The 25,557-nt window shown below is 70.2% G+C and carries 23 protein-coding genes; 12 read left to right on the top strand and 11 right to left on the bottom strand.

The features are described 5' to 3' along the window. Positions 1 to 95 precede the first annotated feature (95 nt). The 7 genes from mce to ABZ642_RS05495 all read left to right on the top strand — a co-directional run bounded on the left by mce (position 96) and on the right by ABZ642_RS05495 (position 9,935). Complete coding sequence (gene mce / locus ABZ642_RS05525) at positions 96 to 536, top strand: methylmalonyl-CoA epimerase (protein WP_360477458.1); 441 nt, start codon at positions 96 to 98, stop codon at positions 534 to 536. Between the two features lie 222 nt (positions 537 to 758). After that, the gene (gene scy / locus ABZ642_RS05520; protein ID WP_360477455.1) at positions 759 to 4,607 is read left to right on the top strand and encodes a polarized growth protein Scy; all 3,849 of its coding nucleotides are present in this window, start codon (positions 759 to 761) and stop codon (positions 4,605 to 4,607) included. A 195-nt stretch (positions 4,608 to 4,802) separates the two neighbouring features. Beyond that, positions 4,803 to 5,738: a cellulose-binding protein gene (locus ABZ642_RS05515; RefSeq protein WP_360477452.1), complete on the top strand. Its 936-nt coding sequence runs from the start codon at positions 4,803 to 4,805 to the stop codon at positions 5,736 to 5,738. Between the two features lie 218 nt (positions 5,739 to 5,956). After that, a complete protein-coding gene (locus ABZ642_RS05510) occupies positions 5,957 to 6,913 on the top strand; it encodes an ATP-binding cassette domain-containing protein (protein ID WP_360477449.1) in 957 nt (318 codons plus the stop codon). Further along, positions 6,913 to 7,689 (top strand): ABC transporter permease, encoded by a 777-nt coding sequence (locus tag ABZ642_RS05505; RefSeq protein ID WP_360477446.1) that lies wholly within the window; start codon positions 6,913 to 6,915, stop codon positions 7,687 to 7,689. Before ABZ642_RS05510 ends, ABZ642_RS05505 begins: the two co-directional genes overlap by 1 nt. Positions 7,690 to 7,809: 120 nt before the next feature. Beyond that, positions 7,810 to 9,057, top strand: a complete 1,248-nt coding sequence (locus ABZ642_RS05500; protein ID WP_360477443.1) for an ABC transporter ATP-binding protein — start codon at positions 7,810 to 7,812, stop codon at positions 9,055 to 9,057. After that, positions 9,054 to 9,935, top strand: coding sequence for an ABC transporter permease (locus tag ABZ642_RS05495; protein WP_360477440.1), 882 nt, complete (start codon positions 9,054 to 9,056; stop codon positions 9,933 to 9,935). Before ABZ642_RS05500 ends, ABZ642_RS05495 begins: the two co-directional genes overlap by 4 nt. A 45-nt stretch (positions 9,936 to 9,980) precedes the next feature. Here ABZ642_RS05495 and ABZ642_RS05490 read toward each other — a convergent pair whose 3' ends face one another. Then, the gene (locus ABZ642_RS05490; protein WP_360477437.1) at positions 9,981 to 10,346 is read right to left on the bottom strand and encodes an ATP/GTP-binding protein; all 366 of its coding nucleotides are present in this window, start codon (positions 10,344 to 10,346) and stop codon (positions 9,981 to 9,983) included. A 223-nt stretch (positions 10,347 to 10,569) separates the two neighbouring features. On the opposite strand from ABZ642_RS05490, the gene ABZ642_RS05485 reads away from it, so the two are divergent. Continuing rightward, positions 10,570 to 11,598, top strand: a complete 1,029-nt coding sequence (locus ABZ642_RS05485) for an LLM class flavin-dependent oxidoreductase (RefSeq protein ID WP_360477434.1) — start codon at positions 10,570 to 10,572, stop codon at positions 11,596 to 11,598. A 106-nt stretch (positions 11,599 to 11,704) separates the two neighbouring features. Here the strand turns inward: ABZ642_RS05485 and ABZ642_RS05480 are convergent, their stop codons facing one another. Continuing rightward, positions 11,705 to 12,097, bottom strand: coding sequence for an SCO5389 family protein (locus ABZ642_RS05480; RefSeq protein WP_351710524.1), 393 nt, complete (start codon positions 12,095 to 12,097; stop codon positions 11,705 to 11,707). A 329-nt stretch (positions 12,098 to 12,426) separates the two neighbouring features. On the opposite strand from ABZ642_RS05480, the gene nucS reads away from it, so the two are divergent. After that, positions 12,427 to 13,098 carry an endonuclease NucS gene (nucS, locus tag ABZ642_RS05475; RefSeq protein ID WP_360477430.1) on the top strand — a complete coding sequence of 224 codons (672 nt, stop codon included), beginning with the start codon at positions 12,427 to 12,429 and terminating at the stop codon, positions 13,096 to 13,098. Between the two features lie 75 nt (positions 13,099 to 13,173). Here nucS and ABZ642_RS05470 read toward each other — a convergent pair whose 3' ends face one another. The 4 genes from ABZ642_RS05470 to ABZ642_RS05455 all read right to left on the bottom strand — a co-directional run bounded on the left by ABZ642_RS05470 (position 13,174) and on the right by ABZ642_RS05455 (position 17,680). Beyond that, complete coding sequence (locus tag ABZ642_RS05470; protein ID WP_360477427.1) at positions 13,174 to 15,690, bottom strand: ATP-binding protein; 2,517 nt, start codon at positions 15,688 to 15,690, stop codon at positions 13,174 to 13,176. A 319-nt stretch (positions 15,691 to 16,009) separates the two neighbouring features. Continuing rightward, positions 16,010 to 16,333 (bottom strand): STAS domain-containing protein, encoded by a 324-nt coding sequence (locus ABZ642_RS05465; protein ID WP_030672301.1) that lies wholly within the window; start codon positions 16,331 to 16,333, stop codon positions 16,010 to 16,012. Between the two features lie 208 nt (positions 16,334 to 16,541). After that, the gene (locus ABZ642_RS05460) at positions 16,542 to 17,390 is read right to left on the bottom strand and encodes a 3-hydroxyacyl-CoA dehydrogenase family protein (RefSeq protein WP_360477424.1); all 849 of its coding nucleotides are present in this window, start codon (positions 17,388 to 17,390) and stop codon (positions 16,542 to 16,544) included. Positions 17,391 to 17,506: 116 nt separating this feature from the next. Then, positions 17,507 to 17,680: a hypothetical protein gene (locus tag ABZ642_RS05455; protein ID WP_360477421.1), complete on the bottom strand. Its 174-nt coding sequence runs from the start codon at positions 17,678 to 17,680 to the stop codon at positions 17,507 to 17,509. Between the two features lie 6 nt (positions 17,681 to 17,686). On the opposite strand from ABZ642_RS05455, the gene ABZ642_RS05450 reads away from it, so the two are divergent. The 3 genes from ABZ642_RS05450 (at position 17,687) to ABZ642_RS05440 (ending at position 20,497) form a co-directional block, all read left to right on the top strand. Further along, on the top strand, positions 17,687 to 17,890 hold the full coding sequence (locus ABZ642_RS05450; protein WP_360477418.1) for a hypothetical protein: 204 nt from the start codon (positions 17,687 to 17,689) through the stop codon (positions 17,888 to 17,890). A gap of 13 nt (positions 17,891 to 17,903) precedes the next feature. Continuing rightward, positions 17,904 to 18,491, top strand: a complete 588-nt coding sequence (locus ABZ642_RS05445) for a cob(I)yrinic acid a,c-diamide adenosyltransferase (RefSeq protein WP_360477415.1) — start codon at positions 17,904 to 17,906, stop codon at positions 18,489 to 18,491. A 182-nt stretch (positions 18,492 to 18,673) separates the two neighbouring features. Further along, the gene (locus tag ABZ642_RS05440; RefSeq protein ID WP_360477412.1) at positions 18,674 to 20,497 is read left to right on the top strand and encodes a glycoside hydrolase family 18 chitinase; all 1,824 of its coding nucleotides are present in this window, start codon (positions 18,674 to 18,676) and stop codon (positions 20,495 to 20,497) included. A gap of 22 nt (positions 20,498 to 20,519) precedes the next feature. On the opposite strand, the gene ABZ642_RS05435 is transcribed toward ABZ642_RS05440, so the two are convergent. From ABZ642_RS05435 to atpA, 5 genes are all read right to left on the bottom strand, one after another. Continuing rightward, positions 20,520 to 20,966: a DUF2550 domain-containing protein gene (locus tag ABZ642_RS05435; protein WP_360477409.1), complete on the bottom strand. Its 447-nt coding sequence runs from the start codon at positions 20,964 to 20,966 to the stop codon at positions 20,520 to 20,522. Between the two features lie 129 nt (positions 20,967 to 21,095). Further along, positions 21,096 to 21,470: a F0F1 ATP synthase subunit epsilon gene (locus tag ABZ642_RS05430; protein ID WP_351321965.1), complete on the bottom strand. Its 375-nt coding sequence runs from the start codon at positions 21,468 to 21,470 to the stop codon at positions 21,096 to 21,098. A gap of 113 nt (positions 21,471 to 21,583) precedes the next feature. Further along, entirely contained in the window at positions 21,584 to 23,020 is a 1,437-nt protein-coding gene (gene atpD, locus ABZ642_RS05425) for a F0F1 ATP synthase subunit beta (RefSeq protein ID WP_360477406.1), read from the bottom strand. Beyond that, complete coding sequence (locus ABZ642_RS05420) at positions 23,020 to 23,934, bottom strand: F0F1 ATP synthase subunit gamma (protein ID WP_360477403.1); 915 nt, start codon at positions 23,932 to 23,934, stop codon at positions 23,020 to 23,022. The genes atpD and ABZ642_RS05420 overlap by 1 nt, the downstream gene beginning before the upstream one ends. A 21-nt stretch (positions 23,935 to 23,955) precedes the next feature. After that, positions 23,956 to 25,545, bottom strand: coding sequence for a F0F1 ATP synthase subunit alpha (gene atpA, locus ABZ642_RS05415; protein WP_360477400.1), 1,590 nt, complete (start codon positions 25,543 to 25,545; stop codon positions 23,956 to 23,958). Between the last annotated feature and the right edge of the window lie 12 nt (positions 25,546 to 25,557).

The following is a 25,557-nucleotide window of genomic DNA, read 5'->3' as shown; positions in this document are numbered from 1 at the left end:
TCGAATGTATTGCGTGGCACTCCGTGCCGTCATCGGGCCGTCAGTGTGATCGCTGGCACGTTGCGTAACCATCGCGGTGGCGCTGCACTGAATCCATGCTGACGCGAATCGACCACATCGGGATCGCCTGCCACGACCTCGACGCGACCGTCGAGTTCTACCGGGCCACGTACGGCTTCGAGGTGTTCCACACCGAGATCAACGAGGAGCAGGGCGTGCGGGAGGCCATGCTCAAGATCAACGAGACGTCCGACGGAGGCGCCTCCTACCTGCAGCTTCTGGAGCCGACCCGGGAGGACTCGGCGGTCGGCAAGTGGCTCGCGAAGAACGGCGAGGGGGTGCACCACATCGCCTTCGGTACGGCGGATGTGGACGGTGACGCGGCGGACATCCGTTCCAAGGGCGTACGCGTTCTGTACGAGGAGCCACGGATCGGCTCCATGGGGTCGCGGATCACCTTCCTGCATCCGAAGGATTGCCACGGAGTACTGACAGAACTGGTCACTTCGGCGGCTGTTGAGTCACCTGAGCACTGACCCTCGTACATATGGGCCGGTAGGGTTGGGGGCGGTCGTCCCTTCGCACGTTCGCAGGGCCGGGGCGGCCGCATGCCGGGGTCCGGGTTTCGGGGGACGAGCGTCGGGGCAGCAGCCCGTGCTCCGCCGTTGATCTGACACCATTCCCCGGGGGCCCCGTTCGGCGGATGGACGGAGCTCGTTCGGAGAAGGTTGCGACCAGGGGACGGATGGGACCGCGCAGTGCGGGGCTACGAGAGCCAGGAGCGAGAGCCGGCGGCTGACGTCGACCACCTCTCTCGGTTCGAGGCCGAGATGAAACGGCTGAAGACCGAGCGGGAAAAGGCGATCCAGCATGCCGAGGACCTCGGCTACCAGGTCGAGGTGCTGCGCGCCAAGTTGCACGAGGCGCGCCGCACCATCATGTCCCGGCCCGCGTTCGACGGCGGTGACATCGGCTATCACGCCGAGCAGCTGCTGCGGAACGCCCAGGTGCAGGCCGACCAGATCCGCCAGGAGGCGGAGCGGGTCGCCGCGGAGGCCCGGGCGCAGACCCAGCGCATCCTCCAGGAGCATGCCGAGCAGGCCGCCCGGCTCCAGGCCGAGCTGCACCAGGAGGCGGTGACCCGCCGCCAGCAGCTGGACCAGGAGCTGGCCGAGCGCCGGCAGACCGTCGAGTCGCACGTCAACGAGAACGTGGCGTGGGCCGAGCAGCTGCGGGCCCGGACCGAGTCCCAGGCCCGCCGGCTGCTCGACGAGTCGCGGGCCGAGGCCGAGCAGGCCATGACCGCCGCCCGCGCCGAGGCCGAGCGGCTGGCCACCGAGGCCCGGCAGCGGGTCACCAGCGACGCCGAGGCGGCCCGCGCGGAGGCCGAGCAGCTGCTGCTGCGCGCCCGCCGGGACGCCGAGCGGCTGCTGAACGCCGCGTCCACGCAGGCCCAGGAGGCCACCGACCACGCGGAGCAGCTGCGCAGCTCCACCGCGACGGAGTCGGACACGGCACGCCGGCAGGCCGGTGAGCTGAGCCGGGCCGCCGAGCAGCGGATGGCGGAGGCCGAGGAGGCGCTGCGCAAGGCGCAGTCCGAGGCCGAGAAGCTGGTCACCGAGGCCGAGGCGAACGCCACGAAGGCCCTCTCCAGCGCCGAGGCCACCAACGAGCAGCGCACCCGTACGGCGAAAGAGCAGGTCGCGCGGCTGGTCAGCGAGGCCACCAAGGACGCCGAGGTCACCAAGGCGAGCGCCGAGCAGGTCGTCGCGGACGCCAAGGCCGAGGCCGAGAAGATCATCGCGGAGGCCTCCGAGAAGGCCCGCACCCTGACCGCCGAGGAGAGCGCCTCCCAGCTGTCCAAGGCCGCCAAGACCGCCGAGGACGTCCTGAACAGGGCGGCCGAGGAGGCCAAGCGCACCACCAAGGCCGCCGCCGAGGAGGCCGAGCGGATCCGCACCGAGGCGGAGACCGAGGCGGACCGGCTACGCGCCGAGGCGCACGACATCGCCGAGCAGCTCAAGGGCACGGCGAAGGACGACACCAAGGAGTACCGCGCCAAGACGGTCGAGCTGCAGGAGGAGGCCCGCCGGCTGCGCGGCGAGGCCGAGCAGCTGCGTTCCGAAGCGGTCGCCGAGGGCGAGTCGATCCGCGCCGAGGCCCGGCGCGAGGCCGTACAGCAGATCGAGGAGGGGGCCAGGTCCGCCGAGGAGCTCCTCGCCAAGGCCAAGGCCGACGCGGACGAGCTGCGGCAGACCGCCACCACGGACAGCGAGAAGGTCCGCACCGAGGCCATCGAGCGCGCGACCACGCTGCGCCGGCAGGCCGAGGAGACCCTGGAGCGCACCCGCCAGGAGGCCGACCGGCACCGCACCGAGGTCCTGGAGCAGTCCGAGAGTCTCAAGGAGGACGCCGAGCGGGCCGCCCGCGAGCTGCGCGAGGAGACCGAGCGGGGCGTCGAGGCCCGGCGCGCGGAGGCCGCCGACGAGCTGACCCGGCTGCACACCGAGGCCGAGGAGCGGTTCGCGAACGCCGAGCAGTCGCTCACCGAGGCCCGTGAGGAGGCCGGCCGGATCCGCCGGGAGGCCGGCGAGGAGACCGACCGGCTGCGCTCCGAGGCCGCCGAACGCATCCGCACGCTGCAGCAGCAGGCCGAGACCGAGGCCCAGCGGCTGCGTGACGAGGCCGCCGCCGACGCGTCCGCCTCCCGCGCGGAGGGCGAGTCCATCGCCGTACGGCTGCGGTCCGAGGCCGCGGCCGAGGCGGAGCGGCTCAAGCAGGAGGCCCAGGACACCGCCGACCGGGTCCGCGCCGAGGCGCAGGCGGCGGCCGAGCGGCTGTCCACCGAGGCGTCCGAGACGCTGGCGGCCGCCCAGGAGGAGGCCACCCGGCGGCGCCGGGAGGCCGAGGAGCTGCTCGGTTCCGCCCGCCAGGAGGCCGACCAGGAGCGCGAGCGGGCCCGCGAACAGAGCGAGGACCTGCTGGCTCAGGCGCGCAACCGGGTCGAGGAGGCGCAGGCCGAAGCCGTACGGCTGGTCGAGGAGGCGGACCGGCGGGCCACCGAGATGGTGTCGGCCGCCGAGCTCCACGCCCAGCAGGTCCGGGACTCGGTCTCCGGGCTGCACGAGCAGGCGCAGGAGGAGATCGCCGGGCTGCGTTCGGCCGCCGAGCACGTGGCGGACCGCACGCGTCGGGAGGCCGAGGAGGAGTCGGACCGGGTCCGCGCGGACGCGTACGCCGAACGGGAGCGGGCCAGCGAGGACGCGACCCGGATCCGCCGCGAGGCCGCCGAGGCGTCCGAGGCGGCGAAGGCGCTGGCCGAGCGGACCGTGACCGACGCCATGACGGAGTCGGAGCGGCTGCGTTCGGAGGCGGCCGATCACGCCCAGCAGGTGCGCACCGAGGCCTCCGACATCACCGCGCAGGCCGAGCAGGACGCCACGCGCGCCCGTGCCGAGGCCCGTGAGGACGCCAACCGCCTGCGCTCGGACGCGGCGACCCAGGCGGACACCCTCATCACCGAGGCACGCAACGAGGCCGAGCGGCTGCAGAACGAGACCATCACCGAGGCCGACCGCGTCCGCGCGGACGCCATCGCCAAGGCGGAGAAGCTGATCGCGGACGCCTCCGGGGACGCGGAGCGGCTGCGGGCCGAGGCCGCCGAGACGGTCGGTTCCGCGCAACTGCACGCCGAGCGGACCCGCAGCGACGCCGAGCGGCTCAAGGCGGACGCGGAGGCGGAGGCCGAGCGCATGGTCAACGCCGCCCGCGAGGAGGCCGACCGCACCCTCGACGACGCCCGCAGGGAAGCCAACAAACGGCGTCAGGACGTGGCCGAGCAGGTCGACACCCTCATCAACGAGACCACCGCCGAGGCCGACAAGCTGCTCACCGAGGCGCAGCAGCAGGCCCACCAGACCACCGCGGACGCCGAGGCGCAGGCCGACAGCATGGTGGGCGCGTCCCGCAAGGAGGCCGACCGGCTGGTCTCCGAGGCCACGGTCGAGGGCAACTCGCTGGTGGAGAAGGCCCGCACGGACGCGGACGAGCTGCTCGTCGGCGCCCGCCGGGACGCCACCGCCATAAGGGAGCGGGCGGAGGAGCTGCGCGACCGCATCACCAGCGAGATCGAGGATCTGCACGAGCGCGCCCGCCGTGAGGCCGCCGAGACCATGAAGTCCACCGGCGACCGCTGTGACGCGCTCATCAAGGCCGCCGAGGAGCAGCTCGCCAAGGCCCAGGCCAAGGCCAAGGACCTGGTCTCGGAGGCCAACTCCGAGGCGGGCAAGGTCCGGATCGCCGCCGTCAAGAAGGCCGAGGGGCTGCTCAAGGAGGCCGAGCAGAAGAAGGCCACGCTCGTCCGGGAGGCCGAGGAGCTCAAGGCCGAGGCGATCCGCGAGGCCCGGGCCACGGTCGACGCCGGCAAGCGCGAGCTGGAGATCCTGGAGCGCCGCCGCGAGAACATCAACGGCGAGATCTCCCGTGTCCAGGACGTCCTGGAGGCGTTGGAATCCTTCGAGACCCCGTCGTCCAACAAGGACGGCGGAGTCAAGGCCGGCAGCACGGTGGGCGCGCCTCGATCGGGTGGCAAGTCGTCAGAAGGTTAGAAAACAGTGTCGGTTCTGTAGTGTTCTGGGGCTTTTGACCGAACCTTTGGCAGAGGCTTTGGCAAGCGATCTCACAGCTAGCCACCCAAAAGGGGTGTCATTCTCCAGATCAAACACGTATCCGCTCGATGACACACCGCTTCGGCCCCTAGGATTCCACCTATCACCTCACCGGTCTCACTCGACAGGAACCCCATGAGCGACACTTCCCCCTACGGCTTCGAGCTTGTGCGGCGTGGGTACGACCGCGCTCAGGTGGACGAACGCATCTCCAAGCTCGTCTCCGACCGTGACAGCGCTCTCGCCCGCATCACCGCTCTGGAAAAGCGCATCGAGGAGCTCCACCTCGAGACGCAGAACGCCCAGGCCCAGGTAAGCGACGCGGAGCCGTCGTACGCCGGTCTCGGCGCGCGTGTCGAGAAGATCCTTCGCCTCGCCGAGGAGGAGGCGAAGGACCTGCGCGAGGAGGCCCGCCGGGCCGCCGAGCAGCACCGTGAGCTCGCCGAGTCGGCGGCCCAGCAGGTGCGCAACGACGCAGAATCGTTCGCTGCGGAGCGCAAGGCGAAGGCCGAGGACGAGGGCGTCCGGATCGTCGAGAAGGCCAAGAGCGACGCGTCGCAGCTGCGCTCCGAGGCCCAGAAGGACGCGCAGTCCAAGCGTGAGGAAGCGGACGCGCTCTTCGAGGAGACCCGTGCGAAGGCCGCGCAGGCCGCCGCCGACTTCGAGACGAACCTCGCCAAGCGGCGTGAGCAGTCCGAGCGTGACCTGGCCTCGCGCCAGCAGAAGGCCGAGAAGCGCCTCGCCGAGATCGAGCACCGCGCGGAGCAGCTGCGCCTCGAGGCGGAGAAGCTGCGCACCGACGCCGAGCGCCGGGCGCGTCAGACCGTCGAGACGGCTCAGCGTCAGGCCGAGGACATCGTCGCGGACGCGAACGCCAAGGCCGACCGGATCCGCTCGGAATCCGAGCGTGAGCTGGCCGCGCTGACCAACCGCCGCGACAGCATCAACGCCCAGCTGACCAACGTCCGCGAGATGCTGGCCACGCTGACGGGTGCGGCGGTCGCCGCCGCGAGCTCTCCGGCGGAGGACGAGCCGATCTCCCGTGGGGTTCCGGCCCAGCAGTCCCGGTAAGCGCGGACTGGTAACGACCGACGTTCAAAGACCCGCATGCCCTTCGGGGGGTGCGGGCCTTTGTCGTGCGGGTGGGGGTGATACGTGGTTGCTCGCGCCCCTTTCAGGGGCGCGGGGAACTGCGCGACCGGCCCCCACGGCGCCGCACCCGAAGACGGCGCTCCCCCGGCCCGCCCCTTCCGGTGGCAGCCCCAGGAGGCCGGTCATAGCGTGGCCGCATGATCGAGCTGGAGGGCCTGACCAAGCGCTACGGCGACAAGATCGCGGTCGACGACCTCACCTTCGCCGTGCGGCCCGGCATCGTGACCGGCTTCCTCGGACCCAACGGCGCCGGGAAGTCCACCACCATGCGGATGGTCCTCGGGCTCGACCACCCCACGGCCGGCCACGTACGGATCGACGGCAAACGGTACGAGCAGCTCAAGGACCCGCTGACGTACATGGGGGCGCTGCTCGACGCCAAGGCCGTGCACGGCGGGCGCAGTGCCTTCAACCATCTGCTGTGCCTCGCGCAGAGCAACGGGATCGCGAGGAGCCGGGTGGCCCAGGTGCTGGACACCGTCGGGCTCACGGCCGTGGCACGCAAGAAGGCCAAGGGGTTCTCGCTGGGCATGGGGCAGCGGCTCGGGATCGCCGGCGCGCTGCTCGGGGATCCGCGGATCCTGATGTTCGACGAGCCGGTGAACGGACTCGACCCGGAAGGGATCCACTGGATCCGGAATCTGATGAAGTCGCTGGCCGCCCAGGGCCGGACCGTGTTCGTCTCCTCGCACCTGATGAGCGAGATGGCACTGACCGCCGATCACCTGGTCGTCATCGGGCAGGGGCGGCTGCTCGCCGACACCTCCATGGCGGACTTCATCCGGACGAACTCGCGCTCCTACGTCCGGATCCGCTCCCCCCAGCGCGAGCGGCTGCTCGACGTGCTGCACGGGGCCGGGATCACCGTCGTGGAGACGGGGACCGGGGCGCTGGAGGTGGAGGGCGGGAAGTCCGAGCCGGTCGGGGAGCTGGCCGCGCAGCACGGGATCGTGCTGCACGAGCTGAGCATCCAGCAGGCCTCGCTGGAAGAGGCGTTCATGCAGTTGACGGCGGAGTCCGTGGAGTACCACGCGCACGCCGACTCGGCCCCGGTGCCGCAGGCCTGGGGTTCCGGCTGGGACAAGGGGGCGTGATGGCGGTCGTCGCTCAGGTCGTACGGTCCGAGTGGACCAAGATCCGGTCGGTCTCCTCGACCGTGTGGACGCTGTCGCTCGCCGTGGTCGTCAGCGTGGCGCTCGGGATGCTGCTCTCCGCGCTGGCGAACAGCCAGTTCGGCAACATGCCCGCCCGGGAACGGCTCTCCTTCGACCCGACGAACATCAGCTTCGCCGGGCTGACGCTGGGGCAGCTCGCGATGATCGTGTTCGGGGTGCTGGTGGTGTCGAACGAGTACAGCACCGGCATGATCCGCACCTCGCTGGCCGCCGTACCGCAGCGCGCCACCTTCCTCTTCAGCAAGATCGCGGTGGCGACGGGCCTGGCGCTGGTCGTCGGCATGGTGACCAGCTTCGCCGCGTTCTTCCTCGGGCAGGCCATGCTCGGTTCCCACCGGGCGTACCTCGGCGACACCGGAGTGCTGCGCGCGGTCATCGGCGGCGGGCTCTACATGGCCCTCATCGCGATGTTCTCCATGGGTGTGGCCACGATGCTGCGCTCGCCGATGCTGTCGCTCGGCATCCTGATGCCGTTCTTCTTCCTGATCTCCAACATCCTCGGCAACGTCGACGCGACCAAGAAGATCGGCCGGTTTCTGCCGGACCAGGCGGGCAGCCACATCATGCAGGTGGTACCGAGGGCCGGCGACGACGTCCCGTACGGGCCCTGGGGCGGGCTCGGGATCATGGGGCTGTGGGTGGTCGCCGTGCTCGCCGGCGGGTATGCCCTGCTGAAGAAACGGGATGCCCAGTGACCGGACCGATACGGACCGGCTTTGCCAGCTCTTGATGGGAACCGTCAGCGCCCGGATATCCTCCTAACCCTTACGGGGGCGTCTGCCCTGCTGTCCTGATCTTTTCGATGGGTGCGGAGCATGATCGAGGCTGTCGGCCTGACCAAGCGCTACGGCGACAAGACCGCCGTCTACAACCTTTCCTTCCAGGTGCGGCCCGGCGCCGTCACCGGCTTCCTCGGGCCCAACGGCTCGGGCAAGTCGACGACCATGCGGATGATCCTGGGTCTGGACAACCCGACCGCCGGCCAGGTGACGATCGGCGGCTACCCCTACCGCCGGCTGCCCAACGCCGCCCGCCAGGTCGGCGCGCTGCTCGACGCCAAGGCGGTGCACGGCGGCCGGTCCGCCCGCAATCACCTGCTCTCCCTGGCCCAGCTGTCCGCCATCCCGGCCCGCCGGGTCGACGAGGTGCTCGGGGTGGTCGGCCTCCAGGACGTGGCCGGCAAGCGTTCCAAGGGCTTCTCGCTCGGCATGGGCCAGCGCCTCGGCATCGCCGCCGCGCTGCTCGGCGATCCCCAGGTGCTGCTCTTCGACGAGCCGGTCAACGGCCTCGACCCGGAGGGCATCCTCTGGGTGCGCAACCTGATGAAGTCGCTCGCCGCCGAGGGCCGTACGGTCTTCGTCTCCTCCCATCTGATGAGCGAGATGGCGCTGACCGCCGACCACCTCATCGTCATCGGGCGGGGCCAGTTGCTCGCCGACATGAGCGTGACGGACTTCATTTCGGCCAACTCCGCGGACTTCGCGCGGGTGCGCACCCCGGACACCGAGCCGCACCTGCGCGAGAAGCTGAGCTCGGCGCTGACCGAGGCCGGTGGCCATGTCATGCCCGAGCAGGACGGGGCGCTCCGGGTGACCGGCCTGCCGCTGCCGCGGATCAGCGACCTCGCGCACGAGGCGGACGTACGGCTGTGGGAGCTCTCCCCGCACCAGGCCTCCCTGGAGGAGGCGTACATGCGGATGACGCAGGGCGCCGTCGACTACCGGTCCAGCATCGACCAGAGGGCCGGTCTCCAGCAGCCGCTGCCGCCCGGGGCGCAGCCGCCGATGCCGGTGCCCGGGCAGGGCCAGCCGGGCTGGTACGCCCCGCCGCCGCCCCAGCAGGGCGGCCAGCCGTTCGCAGGGCCGTACGGCGCGCAGGGGGTGCCCGCAGGCGCGTACGGCGCCCCGCAGGCCCCCTACGGGGCGCCTCAGGCCGCTCCCAACCCCTACGCCGCCCCGGCGTCGGTGCCCGCTCCGGCGCCCGCTGAATCGTCACAGCCGGCTTCCGCGCCCGCCCCCGCTTCCGCCCCCGCCGACCTGACCAAGCCCGAGGACGCCCGATGAGCACCCACCAGCCCCCGATGCCGCAGGCAGCCCCGGCCGCGCCCGACCGGCAGGCGGCGCCCGGCGGTCCGTACCCCGGCTACACCTCGCCGATCCCGGTGGTGCGCACCCACCTCGGGCACGCCATCACCTCCGAGTGGACGAAGATCCGCTCGGTGCGTTCGACGATCTGGACGCTCGGCGTCTTCGTCCTGCTCGTCGTCGGCATCGGCCTCCTCACCGCCTCGGTCGTCAGCGGTTCCGCCTCGTCCGACGACCTGTCCGGCGAGAACGCGCTGTCGCTCGGCTTCTTCGGGCTGCTGCTCGGCAGCATGTGCATCATCACGCTGGGCGTGCTGACCACGGCCTCCGAGTACGGCACCGGAATGATCCGTACGACGATGGTGGCCTGCCCCTCCCGCGCGCGCGTGCTCGCGGCCAAGGCGATCGTCTTCTTCGCGGTCGCGTTCGTGGTCACCCTCGCGGCCAGCGCGTTCGTGGCCATGACGCAGGTGTCGATGCTGAACGACGTCGCCCGGACGCCGACCGGCGGGGAATGGCTGAAGGGCACCGTCGGCGTCAGCCTCTACATCGCGCTGCTCGGGCTGCTCTCACTGATCATCGGCTCGATCATCCGGCACTCGGCGGGCGCGATCACCATCATGATCGGCGCGGTGCTCGCCCCGCTGGTGGTCGCGTTGTTCATGTTCTCGCAGTCGCTGGAGAAGGTGCGCACGGCCCTGTTCGAGTACTCGATCCCGAACCAGCTGAGCGTCTTCTACTCCAACTCCCTCAGCGATTCCGGCCCTTCGGGCTGGGACCCGCTGTGGATCATCCTGCTCGTGACGGCCGTCGCGTTCGGCGGCGCCTACCTGCTCCTGGAGAAGCGGGACGTGTGACGTCCCTCCGGAGCCTCCGGTGGAAACTCCGGTAGAGACTCCGGCCTAGAACTTCGGCGCGTTCCGGGACCGCTGCACCCGCGTGGTGCGGCGGTCCTTCGCGTTCCAGCAGGCCTTGTGCCAGTGCCGGCGCTCGTCGACGCCCGAGTGCTCCGGCCACGCCACCACGTGCGGGACGCCGGAGGGGATCACCTGGTCACAGCCCGGGCAGCGGTACGTCTTGCCGAGCGCGCTGGCACCCGCCACATGCCGCACGCTCCACTCCTCGCCCCGCCAGCTCTCGCTGGACTGCCAGCCGCCGTAACGGTCCGCGCGGTCGTCCTCGGCGCTCCGGCCGGAGCTCTGTCCGGAGCTCTGTCCGGAGGAGGAGGCTCCATTCGGGCCCTGGGGTCGGTTGCGACGCGGGGACACGGAACACCTCTCGGGGCTATACAGGAAGCAAGGGCTGTGTCCAGCCTACGACGCGCGCACGGGGGTACGCGTAGGGCACCAACCCGTACAAGTCCCCCTCCAGGACGACCCATTCTCCAGACAATCCGCAAATCTCTTCGCCAGGCCGTGTCCTCGGCACGTGTCAGACGGTTATGCCCGGTGGGGGAGCTCCGGGTCGGAGCCAGGAAAGCAGGAAGAAACGATGCGCGTAGGTAGTTTTGTGCTGGCCGCCCAGTTCCCGGGCCAGGGCCAGGGGGAGGCGCTGCACCGGGCGGTGCGCACGGCGGAGGTGGCCGAGGAGGCCGGTCTGGACGCGGTCTGGCTGGCGGAACACCACTTCGTGCCGTACGGCACCTGCCCGTCCGCGGTCACGCTGGCGGCCTTACTGCTGGGCCGCACCAGGCGTCTCCGGGTCGGTACGGCGGTGACTGTACTGCCGACGGTCCACCCGGTGGCACTCGGCGAACAGGCCGCGCTGCTGCATGTGACGAGCGGCGGCCGCTTCACCCTCGGCGTGGGCCGGGGCGGGCCCTGGGTGGATCTGGAGGTGTTCGGGAGCGGCCTCGACGCCTACGAACACGGCTTCCCGGAATCACTCGAACTGCTGATGCGCTGGCTGCGCGAACCGGCCGTGGCGGCCTCCGGGCCGCGCTACTCGTTCCGTGAGGTCCCGGTCGTGCCACGCCCGTCGGAGGCGCTGACGGAGGCGCCGGGGCCGGAGGTGGTGGTCGCGTGCACCTCTCCGGCGAGCGTCCGGCTGGCCGCCGAGCGGGGGCTTGCGATGCTGCTCGGAATGCACGTCGGGGACGAGGAGAAGGCCGAGATGGTCGCGCTGTGGCGGCAGCACGCGCGGGCGGCCGGACGGCCCGCCGAGGAGATCCTGGGCGCGGCCCATGTCTCGGCCGGCGTCTGCCAGATCGCCGACCGGCGCACCGACGCCGAGGAGACGCTGACGAAGGCGATGCCGGGCTGGCTGAAGCAGGGCCTGGAGGCCCATGTGACGGTGGACGGCCGGATCCGCTCGATGCGCGATCCGCTCGCCTACACCGAACTGCTCTGCGGACTGCACCCGGTGGGGACCCCGCGGCTGTGTGCCGACCGGCTCGCGGCGACCTCCGAGCGGACCGGCATCTCCCGATTCGCCCTGCTGACCGAGGGCTCGGGTGACCTTGCGGCCACGGAGGAGAACGTACGACGGCTGGGTGCCGAGGTACTGCCGCACCTCCGGTGACCTCACACCTCCGCGGGGAGCTTGCCGCCCCAGTGACTTATTGCACCTCCCGCGTGTGGAGCGGCAAGCAAGCGGCTCACTGCGTCAGCGGTACCGGAGCTCCGCGTCAGCAGTCCCGGAGCTCCGGGGACTGGTTCAGCAGCTGACTGCGCACCGAGGTGAAGCGGGCCAGCCTCGCGTCCACCGAGACGTCCAGCGGGAACACCGCAACACGATGGCAGTTCTGGAAGGCCAGCCGCACACCGAAGTGCCGCTGCAGGGCGCCGCGTATGGCGTCACTCGCGAGCGCACGCAGCAGCTGACCGCGTGCCTGCTCGTCCGGCGGGGGCGTCTGGTTGTCGGCGAACTCTCCGCCGTCCACCTTCAGCTGGGCCACCAGGGAGCTGATCATCTCCCATGCGTAGGGCAGGGAGGTCCGGACGCAGTCGACGAAATCTGCTTCGTCGACCTCGCCTCGCTCGGCCTGTTCGAGTAGGGCCGGTGAGACGTCGAGCGACATGGGTTCTCCTCTCGCACCCCCGAACAGCAGGGGTTGCCGGACAGGTATGGGGAGTTCGCGATACCGAACACGCTGAGTACACACACAGCGACCTCCCGTTCACTACGGTAGGCAACGGACGGTGACGCCACCAGGAGATTGCGTATATGCGACGGTCCCTTTAGGCACACAATCGGCCAGGGTTGAACACGGGTGTGCAGGCGACCCGTCAGGACCGGTCGCCGGGGCCCGCCGAGAGGACGGACCAAGAGGCGCGGCCCGCAGGGCCCCGGCCGAGGGCGGGCAGGCGAATCGCGTGGAGGGCGGGGCGTCGAGTAGCGTTGCCGACCATGCGTCTCGTCATCGCCCGGTGCTCCGTCGACTACGCCGGCCGGCTCACCGCCCACCTCCCCTCGGCCCCCCGCCTGATCCTGGTCAAGGCGGACGGCAGCGTCTCGATCCACGCGGACGACCGGGCCTACAAGCCCCTCAACTGGATGTCGCCGCCGTGCACCCTCAAGGAGGGGGCGGGCGACGAGGAAGGCGTCTGGACGGTCGTCAACAAGGCCGGCGAGAAGCTCATCATCACGATGGAGGAGGTCCTGCACGACTCCTCGCACGAGCTGGGCGTGGACCCGGGCCTGATCAAGGATGGCGTGGAAGCGCACCTGCAAGAGCTGCTGGCCGACCGTATCGAGACGCTCGGCGAGGGCTACACCCTGATCCGCCGCGAGTACATGACGGCGATCGGGCCGGTGGACATCCTGTGCCGGGACGCCGACGGCCGGACCGTCGCCGTCGAGATCAAGCGCCGGGGCGAGATCGACGGTGTGGAGCAGCTCACCCGCTACCTGGACCTGCTGAACCGCGACCCCCATCTCGCCCCCGTGCGAGGCGTCTTCGCGGCCCAGGAGATCAAGCCCCAGGCCCGCGTCCTCGCCACCGACCGCGGCATCGGCTGCACGATCCTGGACTACGACGCGCTGCGGGGCGTGCAGGACGACAAGCTGCGGCTGTTCTGAGCGCCGGGTGGCCGGCTGACGCCGAAGACGACTGAGGGCCGGTCTCCACGCGGGAGACCGGCCCTCGATCGCGGCTCAGATCACCGTGCCGGTGGATGTTCCCGGGCTGATGCCCTCCGACGCGCTCGACGTGATGACGCTCGGGGTGTCGGAGGTCGGGCCGCTGGCCGAGTTGGTCGTGCTGGGGGTGTCGCTCGGGGAGACGCTCTCCGAGGGGGTGTCCGTCGGCGTCGGCGACTCGGTCGTCTTCGACGGGGACGGCGACGGTGAATGCGAAGTCGAACGGGTCGGCTTGGGCGACTTGGACGGCGAGTGAGTGGGACCGCCGCTCGACGACCCCTTCGTCCCCGTAGGCGTCTCCGAAGGCGTCGCCTCGTCCGACGGCGGCGTCGGGTCGTCCGACGTGCCGAGTGTGCCGTCCGGGCCGGGGTCCGTCGGCTTGGTGGTCGTCGTGCCCGTGTCGCCCGTGCCCGACGACTCCTTGGGATCGGCGCCCAGACTGCCGTCGCCCGTGCCCTCGCTCGCCGACGGGTTGACGCTCACGTTGTTGGCCGGGTTGTCGGCGTTGTCGTGGGAGGTCATGCCGAGCCCCACCACCGTGCCGAGGACCGCGGTGAGGAGGACGCCCGAGCCCACCGCCACCAGGTTGCGGCGGGCCATGCGTACCAGTCCGCTGCCGCCCTGGGCCGCCGGCGACTGCTCCGGGACGCGGCGGGTGACGAGCGTCTCCGAGATCGGGGAGTGCACGGCCGGGAAGGGCGTCGTGACACCCCCCGCCGGGGATATGGACTCCTCGTGGCGGGCGTCGGGGATCTCGTCGCCCGCCATCGCGGCGAGGCTGGGGATGACCTCGCCCGAACGGTCGGCGACCAGCGCCAGCGCACGTCGGCCGGCCGTCGTACCCCGTTTGTCGGCGAGCGCTCCGCGCAGCCCGATGGAGGCCTCCAGCTCCGCCCGGGCCCGGTCCAGCTGGCCGCCGCAGAGCGCGAGTATCCCCAACTCGTGATGGAAATAGGCTTGTTCACCTACCTCGCCGGCCAGACGGGCGGCCTCCGCACCGGCCCTCAGCGCGCGTTCCCACGCGCTCCAGTGCAGCCCGGCAGCGAACGCGGGCGCGGCCGTGCGGGCCAGTCGTACCGGCGTGGACTCCTCGTCCTCGGCCGGCGCCACGGTGGCCGGGACGAGAACCGCCAGGGCGGCGAGGACCGCGTCCGCCTCGGCGCACACCCGGTCGGGGGTGACGGAGGGGTGCCCCGCCCACCAGGAGTAGTGCTGGCCGGCGGTGTGGGCCTGGGCCTCGATGTCGTCGGCGTATCCGGCGGCCTCCAGCTGCTGCTGGACGCCCGCGGTGAGCCGGTAGCGGGAGCCGACCGGGGAGACCAGGCCGCAGGCCGCCAGTTCGCCGAGGGCGGCGTCCGCGTGGGTGTCGCCGACCAGGGCGGGCAGATGGGCCTGGTGCGGGACCTCACCGCCGAGGGCGACCGCGAAGCGCAGGGTGGCGCGGGCGGAGGCGCTCAGGCGGGCGGCGAGCAGCGGGGCGGGCGCGGCGGCCTCGCCGAGGGACGGCAGCGGAACCTCTTCGGCCGACTCGGCGTCGAAGGGCGCGTCGACCGGCAGGTCGGACAGAGCGGACAGGTCGGAGAGGTCGGAGGCGAAGACGCCGAACTCGTCGACGGCGCCCGTGGTGGCCCGCAGCTGGTCGCGCTGGCGCAGCAGCGCGCCCGCCTGGACGAACCGCAGCGGCAGGCCCTCGGACTCGAACCAGAGGTCGCCGGCCCAGTTGGCCTCGTCCTCGCTGAGCACCCGGCCGACCGCGCGCTCCAGGATGTCCACTCCCCCGGCCCGCTCCAGGCCGCTGAGGAAGACCTCCTCGACGGCGGAGTCGGCGGTGGGCGCCGGCACGTCCGGGGTGGCGGCGATGAGGAAGGCGCACTCCGGGGTGGCGTCGACCAGCTCGTCGAGCCCGGAGCCGCCGAACTCGATGTCGTCGAGGACGACGACCGCGCCGATCTCACGGACCAGTTCCAGGAGCTCGTCGTGGTCGGGCCGGTGCGCGGGTGCCTTGTAGACGGCGTAGAAGAGGTCGTGGAGCAGGTCCTCGGGCGTCCGGTGGAAGCCGCTGAGGCGGACCACGCCGTCGGGGGCGAGGTCCGAGCAGTCGTCGGCGACCAGGTCGAGGAGCGCGGTGCGACCGGAGCCCGAGGGGCCGGTGAGCCGGACGGAGCGGCCGCGGGCGAGGAGTCGTACCAGACGCTCGCGGTCGTCCTGGCGCTCCAGGAGCGGCAGCTCGGGCTGGGCGGGACCGGGCGGCACCGGCGGCCGGGCGGCGCGCTCGTACTCGGCGCGTTCGGCTGCGGTGCGCTTCTCCGGTGCGACGGGACGTTCGGTCGGCGGGCAGGGTTCTATCTCGCTGCCGTCGACCGGGTTCACGGTCAGCAGGAAGTCGCCGGAGACCAGCCGCGCCGTGCGGACGATCGCCGGCGTGCTCTGGCCGAAGTCGTTGGTGAGGGATTCCCTCGGCGGGCGCTGGCGCGGCGTGGTGCCGTCGCCGTCGTGGCCGTACGCCTCGGGTCCCGGGTTGATCGGGTCCATAGGTTCCTAGCCCCCCAAAAGCGTGGTGTGCCGTGAATGCGGGCCCCTCCCGGCCTGTTGCACACTGCGCTGTCGCTTCTGGTCCGGGCCCGCGCTCGAAGGGTGACAAGGCAGCGGGCGACCGAACCCTAAACCTTCGCACAGTATCTACGACAGTCCGGGGTACCGCGCCGTCCAAGACATCACAGTCTCGTGAGGATTGCGCACGACATGCGCTTGTGCGCGGTCCGTCCGGGTCTCCCCCGTCGCCCGGTCCGCACTGTGTCCCACCCGTTCGCCGCCGCACACCCGGGGCACGCGTGACTCCCCGGCCCCGGAGTCAGACCCGGGGCAACGACTCCACCCCGATACCCCCCTCGATCGCCAGGATCCGGTGCAGCCTGGTGGCCACCAGCAGGCGCTGCATCTGCGGCGGTACGCCGCGCAGCACCAGACGGCGGCCGCAGCGGCCGGCCCGCCGGTGGGCCCCCATGATCACCCCGAGTCCGGTGGCGTCCCAGGAGTCCAGCTCGGACAGGTCCAACACCAGATCGCCGACTCCGTCGTCGACGGCCGAGTGCAGGACCGTGCGGGCGTCCGCCGCGCTGCGCACGTCGAGGCGGCCCCCGACGACCAGCTCGGCGTGGTCGCCCCTGATGTACATATGCGCTCCCCGAGAGTGCGTGTCCTACTCCGTGAAAGTGATGTCCGGTGATGCAACCTCTGACTGCGTTCGACGGTCAGAGGTTGCCATCTGTAAGCGAACCGATACCGAATTCACCCCCGAGAGTGAAACTCTCGGGGCCTGTGCGTATTCGGAGGCGGTTCAGAAGCTCTGGTTACGGGTGCCGGGCTGATGACGCACTGATGTTTCAGTACGTGTAGAAGCCCTGCCCGCTCTTACGCCCGATGTCACCGGCGTCAACCATCCGGCGCATCAGCTCCGGCGGGGCGAATTTCTCGTCCTGCGACTCGGTGTAGATGTTGCCGGTGGCGTGCAGCAGGATGTCGACGCCGGTGAGGTCCGCCGTGGCCAGCGGGCCCATGGCGTGGCCGAAGCCCAGCTTGCAGGCCAGGTCGATGTCCTCGGCGGTGGCGACGCCCGACTCGTACAGCTTGGTGGCCTCGACGACGAGCGCCGAGATCAGCCGGGTCGTCACGAAGCCGGCGACGTCCCGGTTGACGACGATGCAGGTCTTGCCGGTGGACTCGGCGAACTCCCGCGCGGTGGCGAGGGTTTCGTCGCTGGTCTTGTAGCCCCGGACCAGTTCCACGAGCTGCATCATCGGCACCGGCGAGAAGAAGTGGACGCCGACGACCCGCTCGGGATGCTCGGTGGCCGCCGCGATCTTGGTGATCGGGATGGCGGAGGTGTTGGAGGCGAGCACGGCGTCCGGGCGCACGATCTTGTCGAGCGCACGGAAGATCTCGTGCTTGACCTCCAGCTTCTCGAAGACGGCCTCGACGACGATGTCGGCGTCGGCGACCGCGTCCAGGTCGGTGGTCGTGGTGATGCGGGCCAGGGCGGCGTCGGCGTCGTGCGCCTCCAGCTTCCCCTTGCTCACGAACTTGTCGTACGAGGCCTGAATGCCCGAGACGGCACGGTCCAGCGCCTCGTCGGTGACGTCCCGCAGGACCACGTCCCAGCCGCCCTGCGCGGCGACCTGCGCGATGCCGGAACCCATCAGGCCGGCACCGATGACGGCAAGCTTCCGTGCCACTCCGCTCCCCTTACACGCTGTTGAGGTATGCCTCTTTGGCGGGACCCTAGCGCTCGTGAGGGGCCGGGAAACCCGGTAAGTAATGCGTGTCACGGTCTCAGGGCGTGAGACAACCGTCACGTCTCGTCAGCCGTGCCCTGCGGCATGGTCCATTCCCGGCCACCTACCGCGTAGTTGAGCACTGTCTCGTTCAACAGCTCCTCGATGTCGTCCAGGAGGACCTGGATTTCTCCGGACACTTCACGCGGATCGCCCTTTTCGAGCATCCCCGGGCCGATGCCCGGCGACACCGTCCCGTGACTCCGGTCGGCCGGCCGGCCCCACTCCTCGGCCGGGCGCTGCGGGCCGCCACGGCGATCGTCTTCCAGGGGGTGCCGCCGGTCCCGGCCGCGATGCCACTGGGGCCGCGCGCCCCGCCGCCGGGCGCGCTCATCGGCTCCGGCTTCGCGACACTCGCCGTGACAGTGGGCACACGCGCCTTCCGGACGGCCGGGGCATAACTACGCTGGTCGCATGGTCAATCTGACGCGCATCTACACCAGGACCGGCGACCAGGGCAGCACCGCTCTCGGGGACATGAGCCGGGTCGCCAAGACCGATCTGCGGATCTCGGCGTACGCGGACGCCAACGAGGCGAACGCGGCGATCGGCACGGCGATCGCGCTGGGCGGGCTGGACGAGGAGGTCGTCAAGGTGCTCACCCGGGTGCAGAACGACCTGTTCGACGTGGGGGCGGACCTGTCGACGCCGGTCGTGGAGAACCCGCAGTTCCCGCCGCTGCGGGTCGAGCAGTTCTACATCGACAAGCTGGAGGCGGACTGCGACCGCTTCAACGAACGGCTGGAGAAGCTCCGTTCGTTCATCCTGCCCGGCGGCACCCCCGGCGCCGCCCTGCTCCACCAGGCCTGCACGGTCGTGCGGCGGGCCGAGCGGTCGACGTGGGCCGCGCTGGAGGTGCACGGCGCCCAGGGGAAGGACGGCGGCATGAACCCGCTGACCGCGACCTACCTCAACCGGCTGTCGGACCTGCTGTTCATTCTCGCCCGCACGGCCAACAAGGACGTCGGGGACGTGCTGTGGGTGCCGGGCGGGGAGCGCTGAACCCGGGCGGAGCCACCCGGCCGGGCGCAAGCGGCCCAGCCTAGTGAGGAGTTGAGGGGGCGACACCCGCTTCCGGATAGTGGTCCAGACCTATTGACCGGTGGTCCAGACCTTTCTATTCTCGCGGCACTGTGGGTGCGAAGGCTCAGTCGCACCCCCCAACTCCCCATAGGAGGCGCACGATGCGCTTCAGACACAGAGCGGCGGCAGGGTTCGCGACCCTGTTGCTCCCCCTGGCCGGCCTGGTCGGCCTCGCGGCCCCCGCCCAGGCCGCGACGACCGCCACCGCCACCTACACCAAGACCCAGGACTGGGGCACCGGCTTCGGCGGCCAGTGGACCGTCAAGAACACCGGTACCACCTCGATCAGTTCCTGGACCGTCGAGTGGGACTACCCCTCCGGCACCTCGGTCACCTCCGCCTGGGACGCGGACGTCACCTCCTCCGGCACCCACTGGACCGCCAAGAACAAGTCCTACAACGGCTCCATCGCCCCCGGCGCCTCGGTCTCCTTCGGCTTCAACGGCGCGGGTTCCGGCGCCCCGAGCAACTGCCTCCTCAATGGCGCCAGTTGTGACGGCGGCACCACCGTCCCCGGTGACGCGGCGCCCTCCGCGCCCGGCACCCCGACCGCCTCCGCCATCGCCGACACCTCGGTGAAGCTGAGCTGGTCCGCCGCCACCGACGACAAGGGCGTCAAGAACTACGACGTGCTGCGCGACGGCAAGGTCGTCTCCACGGTGACCACCACGTCGTACACCGACACGGGTCTCACGGCCGGTACCGACTACTCCTACACGGTCCAGGCCCGCGACACCGCGAACCAGACCGGTCCGGTCAGCGGCGCGGTCTCCGTCCACACCACGGGCGGTACGACCACTCCCCCGACCACCGGCTCCAAGGTCAAGCTCGGCTACTTCACCGAGTGGGGCATCTACGGCCGTAACTACAACGTCAAGAACCTGGTGACGTCGGGATCGGCCGCGAAGATCACGCACATCAACTACGCCTTCGGCAACGTCACCAACGGCCAGTGCGCCATCGGCGACGCCTACGCCGACTACCAGAAGACGTTCACCGCCGACCAGTCGGTCAGCGGTGCCGCCGACACCTGGGACCAGCCGCTGGCCGGCAACTTCAACCAGCTGCGCGAGCTGAAGGCCAAGTACCCGAACATCAAGGTCCTGTGGTCCTTCGGCGGCTGGACCTGGTCCGGCGGCTTCGCCCAGGCCGCGGCCAACCCGACCGCGTTCGCCGACTCCTGCTACAACCTGGTCGAGGACCCGCGCTGGGCCGATGTCTTCGACGGCATCGACATCGACTGGGAGTACCCGAACGCCTGCGGGCTGAGCTGCGACACCAGCGGGGCCGCGGCCTACAAGAACCTGATGGCCGCGCTGCGCGCCAAGTTCGGCTCGAACAACCTGGTCACCGCGGCCACCACCGCGGACGGCACCTCCGGCGGCAAGATCGACGCCGCGGACTACGCGGGCGCGTCCCAGTACGTCGACTGGTACAACGTGATGTCGTACGACTTCTTCGGCGCGTTCGACGCGGACGGCCCGACCGCCCCGCACTCGCCGCTCACCACGTACACCGGCATCCCGACGCCCGGCTTCACGACGGCCGACGCGATCGCCAAGTTCAAGTCGAAGGGCGTCCCCGCGAGCAAGCTGCTGATCGGCATCGGCTTCTACGGCCGCGGCTGGACGGGCGTGACGCAGGACGCGCCGGGCGGTACGGCGACCGGTCCGGCGCCGGGCACCTACGAGCAGGGCATCGAGGACTACAAGGTGCTCAAGACGTCCTGCCCGGTCACCGGCACCGTCGCGGGCACGGCGTACGCGCACTGCGGCAGCAACTGGTGGTCCTACGACACGCCGTCGACGATCGCCGGGAAGATGAGCTGGGCCAAGTCCCAGAGTCTCGGCGGCGCCTTCTTCTGGGACTTCAGCGGTGACACCAGCGACGGCGAACTGGTGAGCGCCATCAACTCGAACCTGTAGTACGAGCTTCCGGGAAAGACCCCTAAGCGACGTTGACGCGCTGACCGGGCGGGGCTGCCTCCAGCCACGCGAGAAATCCGGTCAGCGCGTCTTCGCTCATGGCGAGTTCGAGGCGGGTGCCCCGATGGATACAGGTGAGGATCACCGCGTCGGAGAGCAGCGCCAGTTCCTCCTCGCCCTCCGGGAGGCGGCGGCCGGCCACCTCGATCCGGTCGCGTTCCAGGACCCGGCGGGGGCGGTAGGCGTAGGAGAAGACCCGGTACCACTCGACGCTGTCGCCGTTGTAGCGGGCGACGCCGTAGCTCCAGCCCTTGCCGTTGGTGTCCGGTTTCTCGGGGACGTCCCAGCGCAGCGAACAGTCGAAGGTGCCGCCGGAGCGCTGGATCAGTCTGCGCCGCAGTCCGAACAGGAAGAGTCCCACCACCACGAGCGCGACCACGATTCCGCACACAGTCAGAGCGAGGACCATCGGCACCGACCTCCTCGTCTCCTAGGTAATGGAACGTAAAAAGACCCAGATCTACCTCAGCCGCGGCTGAGACCGGATGGCTCCGGTCCCAGCCGCGGCTGAGTTACGTCAACGCATACGCGCAGTGTGTCAGCGCGACGTCGCCGCCCGCAGACGGACGTCGGCGCGTCGCTCGGCAGTGGCGTCGCCCTCCGCCTTCGCGCGCTCCAGCTCCCGCTCCACGCGCTGGACGTCGATCTCGTCCGAAAGCTCGGCGATCTCGGCCAGCAGCGACAGCTTGTTGTCCGCGAACGAGATGAAACCGCCGTGCACCGCGGCGACGACCGTCCCACCTTCACTCGTACGGATGGTCACCGGGCCCGACTCCAGCACACCCAGCAGCGGCTGGTGACCGGGCATGACGCCGATGTCGCCGGACGTGGTGCGCGCGACGACCAGGGTCGCCTCGCCGGACCAGACCTGACGGTCGGCGGCGACCAGCTCGACATGCAGCTCAGCAGCCAAAGGTGGCTCCTCGGGTCACCACCCGGTGGAATCACCGGGTGTTGGATACAAGTCTAATGGGCGTGAGTGAGGGGGCGGGACGCGCCCGCCCCCTCACACGAACTCAGGCGAGTTCAGGAGACGCCCAGCTCCTTGGCGTTGGCCTTGAGGTCCTCGATGCCACCGCACAGGAAGAACGCCTGCTCCGGGAAGTGGTCGTACTCGCCGTCGATGATCGCGTTGAAGGCCACGATCGACTCGTCCAGCGGGACGTCCGACCCGTCGACGCCGGTGAACTGCTTGGCGACGTGGGTGTTCTGGGACAGGAAGCGCTCCACGCGACGGGCACGGTGGACGACGAGCTTGTCCTCCTCGCCGAGCTCGTCGATACCGAGGATCGCGATGATGTCCTGGAGGTCCTTGTACTTCTGCAGGACCGTCTTGACGCGCATCGCCGTGGCGTAGTGGTCCGCCGCGATGTAGCGCGGGTCCAGGATCCGGGACGTGGAGTCCAGCGGGTCCACGGCCGGGTAGATGCCCTTCTCCGAGATCGGACGGGAGAGCACCGTCGTCGCGTCGAGGTGGGCGAAGGTGGTGGCCGGGGCCGGGTCGGTCAGGTCGTCCGCGGGGACGTAGATCGCCTGCATCGAGGTGATCGAGTGACCGCGGGTCGAGGTGATGCGCTCCTGGAGGAGACCCATCTCGTCGGCCAGGTTCGGCTGGTAGCCCACCGCGGAGGGCATGCGGCCGAGCAGGGTCGAGACCTCGGAACCGGCCTGCGTGAAGCGGAAGATGTTGTCGATGAAGAACAGCACGTCCTGCTTCTGCACATCGCGGAAGTACTCCGCCATGGTCAGACCCGCGAGGGCCACGCGCAGACGGGTGCCCGGGGGCTCGTCCATCTGGCCGAAGACAAGGGCGGTCTTGTCGATGACGCCCGAGTCCGCCATCTCCTCGATGAGGTCGTTGCCCTCACGCGTGCGCTCGCCGACACCGGCGAACACGGAGACACCGTCGTGGTTGTTGGCGACGCGGTAGATCATCTCCTGGATGAGCACCGTCTTGCCGACGCCGGCACCGCCGAACAGGCCGATCTTGCCACCCTTGACGTACGGGGTGAGCAGGTCGATGACCTTGACGCCGGTCTCGAACATCTCGGTCTTCGACTCGAGCTCGTCGAAGTTCGGGGCCTTGCGGTGGATGGACCAGCGCTCGCCCGTGTACTGCTCGTCGACGTTCAGCACCTCACCGAGGGTGTTGAACACCTTGCCCTTGGTGAAGTCGCCGACCGGGACGGTGATGCCGTCGCCGGTGTCGGTGACCGGGGCCTGGCGGACCAGACCGTCGGTGGGCTGCATGGAGATGGTGCGGACCAGGCCGTCACCCAGGTGCTGGGCGACCTCCAGGGTCAGCGTCTTCTTCTCGCCGGCGTTGGCCGGGTCGGACACCTCGACGTGCAGGGCGTTGTAGATGTCCGGCATCGCGTCGACGGGGAACTCCACGTCGACGACCGGGCCGATGACCCGGGCGACGCGGCCCGTGGCCGTCGCGGTCTCAACAGTGGTGGTCATTAGCGGTCACTCCCCGCGGTCGCGTCGGCCAGGGCGCTGGCGCCACCGACGATCTCGCTGATTTCCTGGGTGATTTCGGCCTGGCGGGCCGCGTTGGCAAGCCGGGAGAGCGTGTTGATCAGCTCGCCCGCGTTGTCGGTCGCCGACTTCATCGCGCGCCGCGTGGCGGCGTGCTTCGAAGCGGCCGACTGGAGGAGCGCGTTGTAGATACGGCTCTCCACATAGCGCGGCAGAAGGGCGTCGAGGACGTCCTCCGCCGAGGGCTCGAAGTCGTACAGCGGGAGGATCTCGCCCTGGGGCCTCTCCTCCGCGACCTCTTCGAGGCGCAGCGGCAGCAGTCGGGCGTCGAGCGCCGTCTGCGTCATCATCGACACGAACTCGGTGTAGACGATGTGGAGTTCGTCCACACCGCCGTCCGCCGTCTCCGTCTCGATGGCCTCGATCAGAGGCGCCGCGACCTTCTTGGCGTCCGCGTACGAGGGCTCGTCGGTGAAGCCCGACCACGACTCCACGACCTTGCGCTCGCGGAAGTTGTAGTGGGCCAGACCGCGGCGGCCGACGATGTAGGTGTCGACCTCCTTGCCCTCCGCCTCAAGACGCGCCGTCAGCTGCTCGGCGGTCTTGATGGCGTTGGAGTTGAAGGCACCGGCCAGACCGCGGTCGCTCGTGAGGAGCAGGACCGCGGCACGGGTCGGGTTCTCCGCCTCCGTGGTGAGCGGGTGCCTGGTGTTCGAACCCGTACCGACCGCCGTGACCGCGCGAGTGAGCTCGGTCGCGTACGGCGCGGAGGCCCGCACCTTGCGCTGCGCCTTGACCACACGCGAGGCGGCGATCATCTCCATCGCCTTGGTGATCTTCTTGGTCGCGGTGACGGATCGGATGCGACGCTTGTAGACCCGGAGCTGGGCTCCCATGAGTCAGGTCCCTTCCTTACGTCACTTGGCCGCGGCCGGGGCGTCCTCGCCGAGAAGCTTGCCGTCCGAGGTCTCGAACTGCTTCTTGAACTCGGCGATCGCGTCGGCAACAGCGGTGAGGGTGTCGTCCGACATCTTGCCGCCCTCCTTGATGGAGGTCATGAGGCCCTGCTCCTTGCGGTGCAGGTACTCCAGGAGCTCCTTCTCGAAGCGGCGGATGTCGGAGACCGGGACGTCGTCCATCTTGCCGGTGGTACCGGCCCACACGGAGACGACCTGGTCCTCGGTCGGCATCGGCTGGTACTGAGCCTGCTTCAGCAGCTCGACCAGTCGGGAACCGCGCTCCAGCTGCGACTTCGACGCGGCGTCCAGGTCGGAACCGAAGGCGGCGAACGCCTCCAGCTCGCGGTACTGGGCGAGGTCCAGACGGAGGCGGCCGGAGACCTGCTTCATCGCCTTGTGCTGCGCGGAACCACCGACTCGGGAGACGGAGATACCGACGTTCAGCGCGGGGCGCTGACCGGCGTTGAACAGGTCCGACTCCAGGAAGCACTGGCCGTCGGTGATGGAGATGACGTTGGTCGGGATGAACGCCGACACGTCGTTGGCCTTGGTCTCGACGATCGGCAGACCGGTCATCGAACCGGCGCCCATCTCGTCGGACAGCTTGGCGCAGCGCTCCAGCAGACGGGAGTGCAGGTAGAAGACGTCACCCGGGTAGGCCTCACGGCCCGGCGGGCGGCGCAGCAGCAGCGACACGGCGCGGTAGGCGTCGGCCTGCTTCGAGAGGTCGTCGAAGATGATGAGGACGTGCTTGCCGTCGTACATCCAGTGCTGGCCGATGGCCGAACCGGTGTACGGCGCCAGGTACTTGAAGCCGGCCGGGTCGGACGCCGGGGCGGCGACGATGGTCGTGTACTCCAGCGCGCCGGCCTCTTCCAGGGCGCCACGCACGGAGGCGATGGTCGAGCCCTTCTGGCCGATGGCGACGTAGACGCAGCGGACCTGCTTCTTCGGGTCGCCCGAGCGCCAGTTGTCACGCTGGTTGATGATCGTGTCGACGGCCAGGGCGGTCTTGCCGGTCTGACGGTCACCGATGATCAGCTGGCGCTGGCCGCGGCCGACCGGGGTCATCGCGTCGACGGCCTTGTAGCCGGTCTCCATCGGCTCGTGCACCGACTTACGGGCCATGACGCCCGGAGCCTGCAGCTCCAGGGCACGGCGGCCGGACGTCTCGATCTCGCCGAGGCCGTCGATCGGGTTGCCGAGCGGGTCGACGACGCGGCCGAGGTAGCCCTCGCCCACCGCGACGGAGAGGACCTCACCGGTGCGGTGCACCGGCTGACCCTCCTCGATGCCGCTGAACTCACCGAGGACGATGGCGCCGATCTCGCGCTCTTCCAGGTTGAGCGCGAGGCCGAGGGTGCCGTCCTCGAACTTCAGCAGTTCGTTGGCCATGGCCGAGGGCAGGCCCTCGACCTTCGCGATGCCGTCGCCGGCAAGGGTGACCGTACCGACCTCCTCGCGCGAGGCCGCGTCCGGCTTGTACGACTGGACGAAGTTCTCCAGCGCGTCCCGGATCTCCTCCGGCCGGATCGTGAGCTCCGCCATCTGGGTTCCCTG

This window comes from Streptomyces sp. NPDC007157, from assembly GCF_040634235.1.
Taxonomy (GTDB): domain Bacteria; phylum Actinomycetota; class Actinomycetes; order Streptomycetales; family Streptomycetaceae; genus Streptomyces.
Note: the sequence above shows the minus strand (reverse complement) of the source record. Positions and strands in the feature narration are given on the sequence as shown.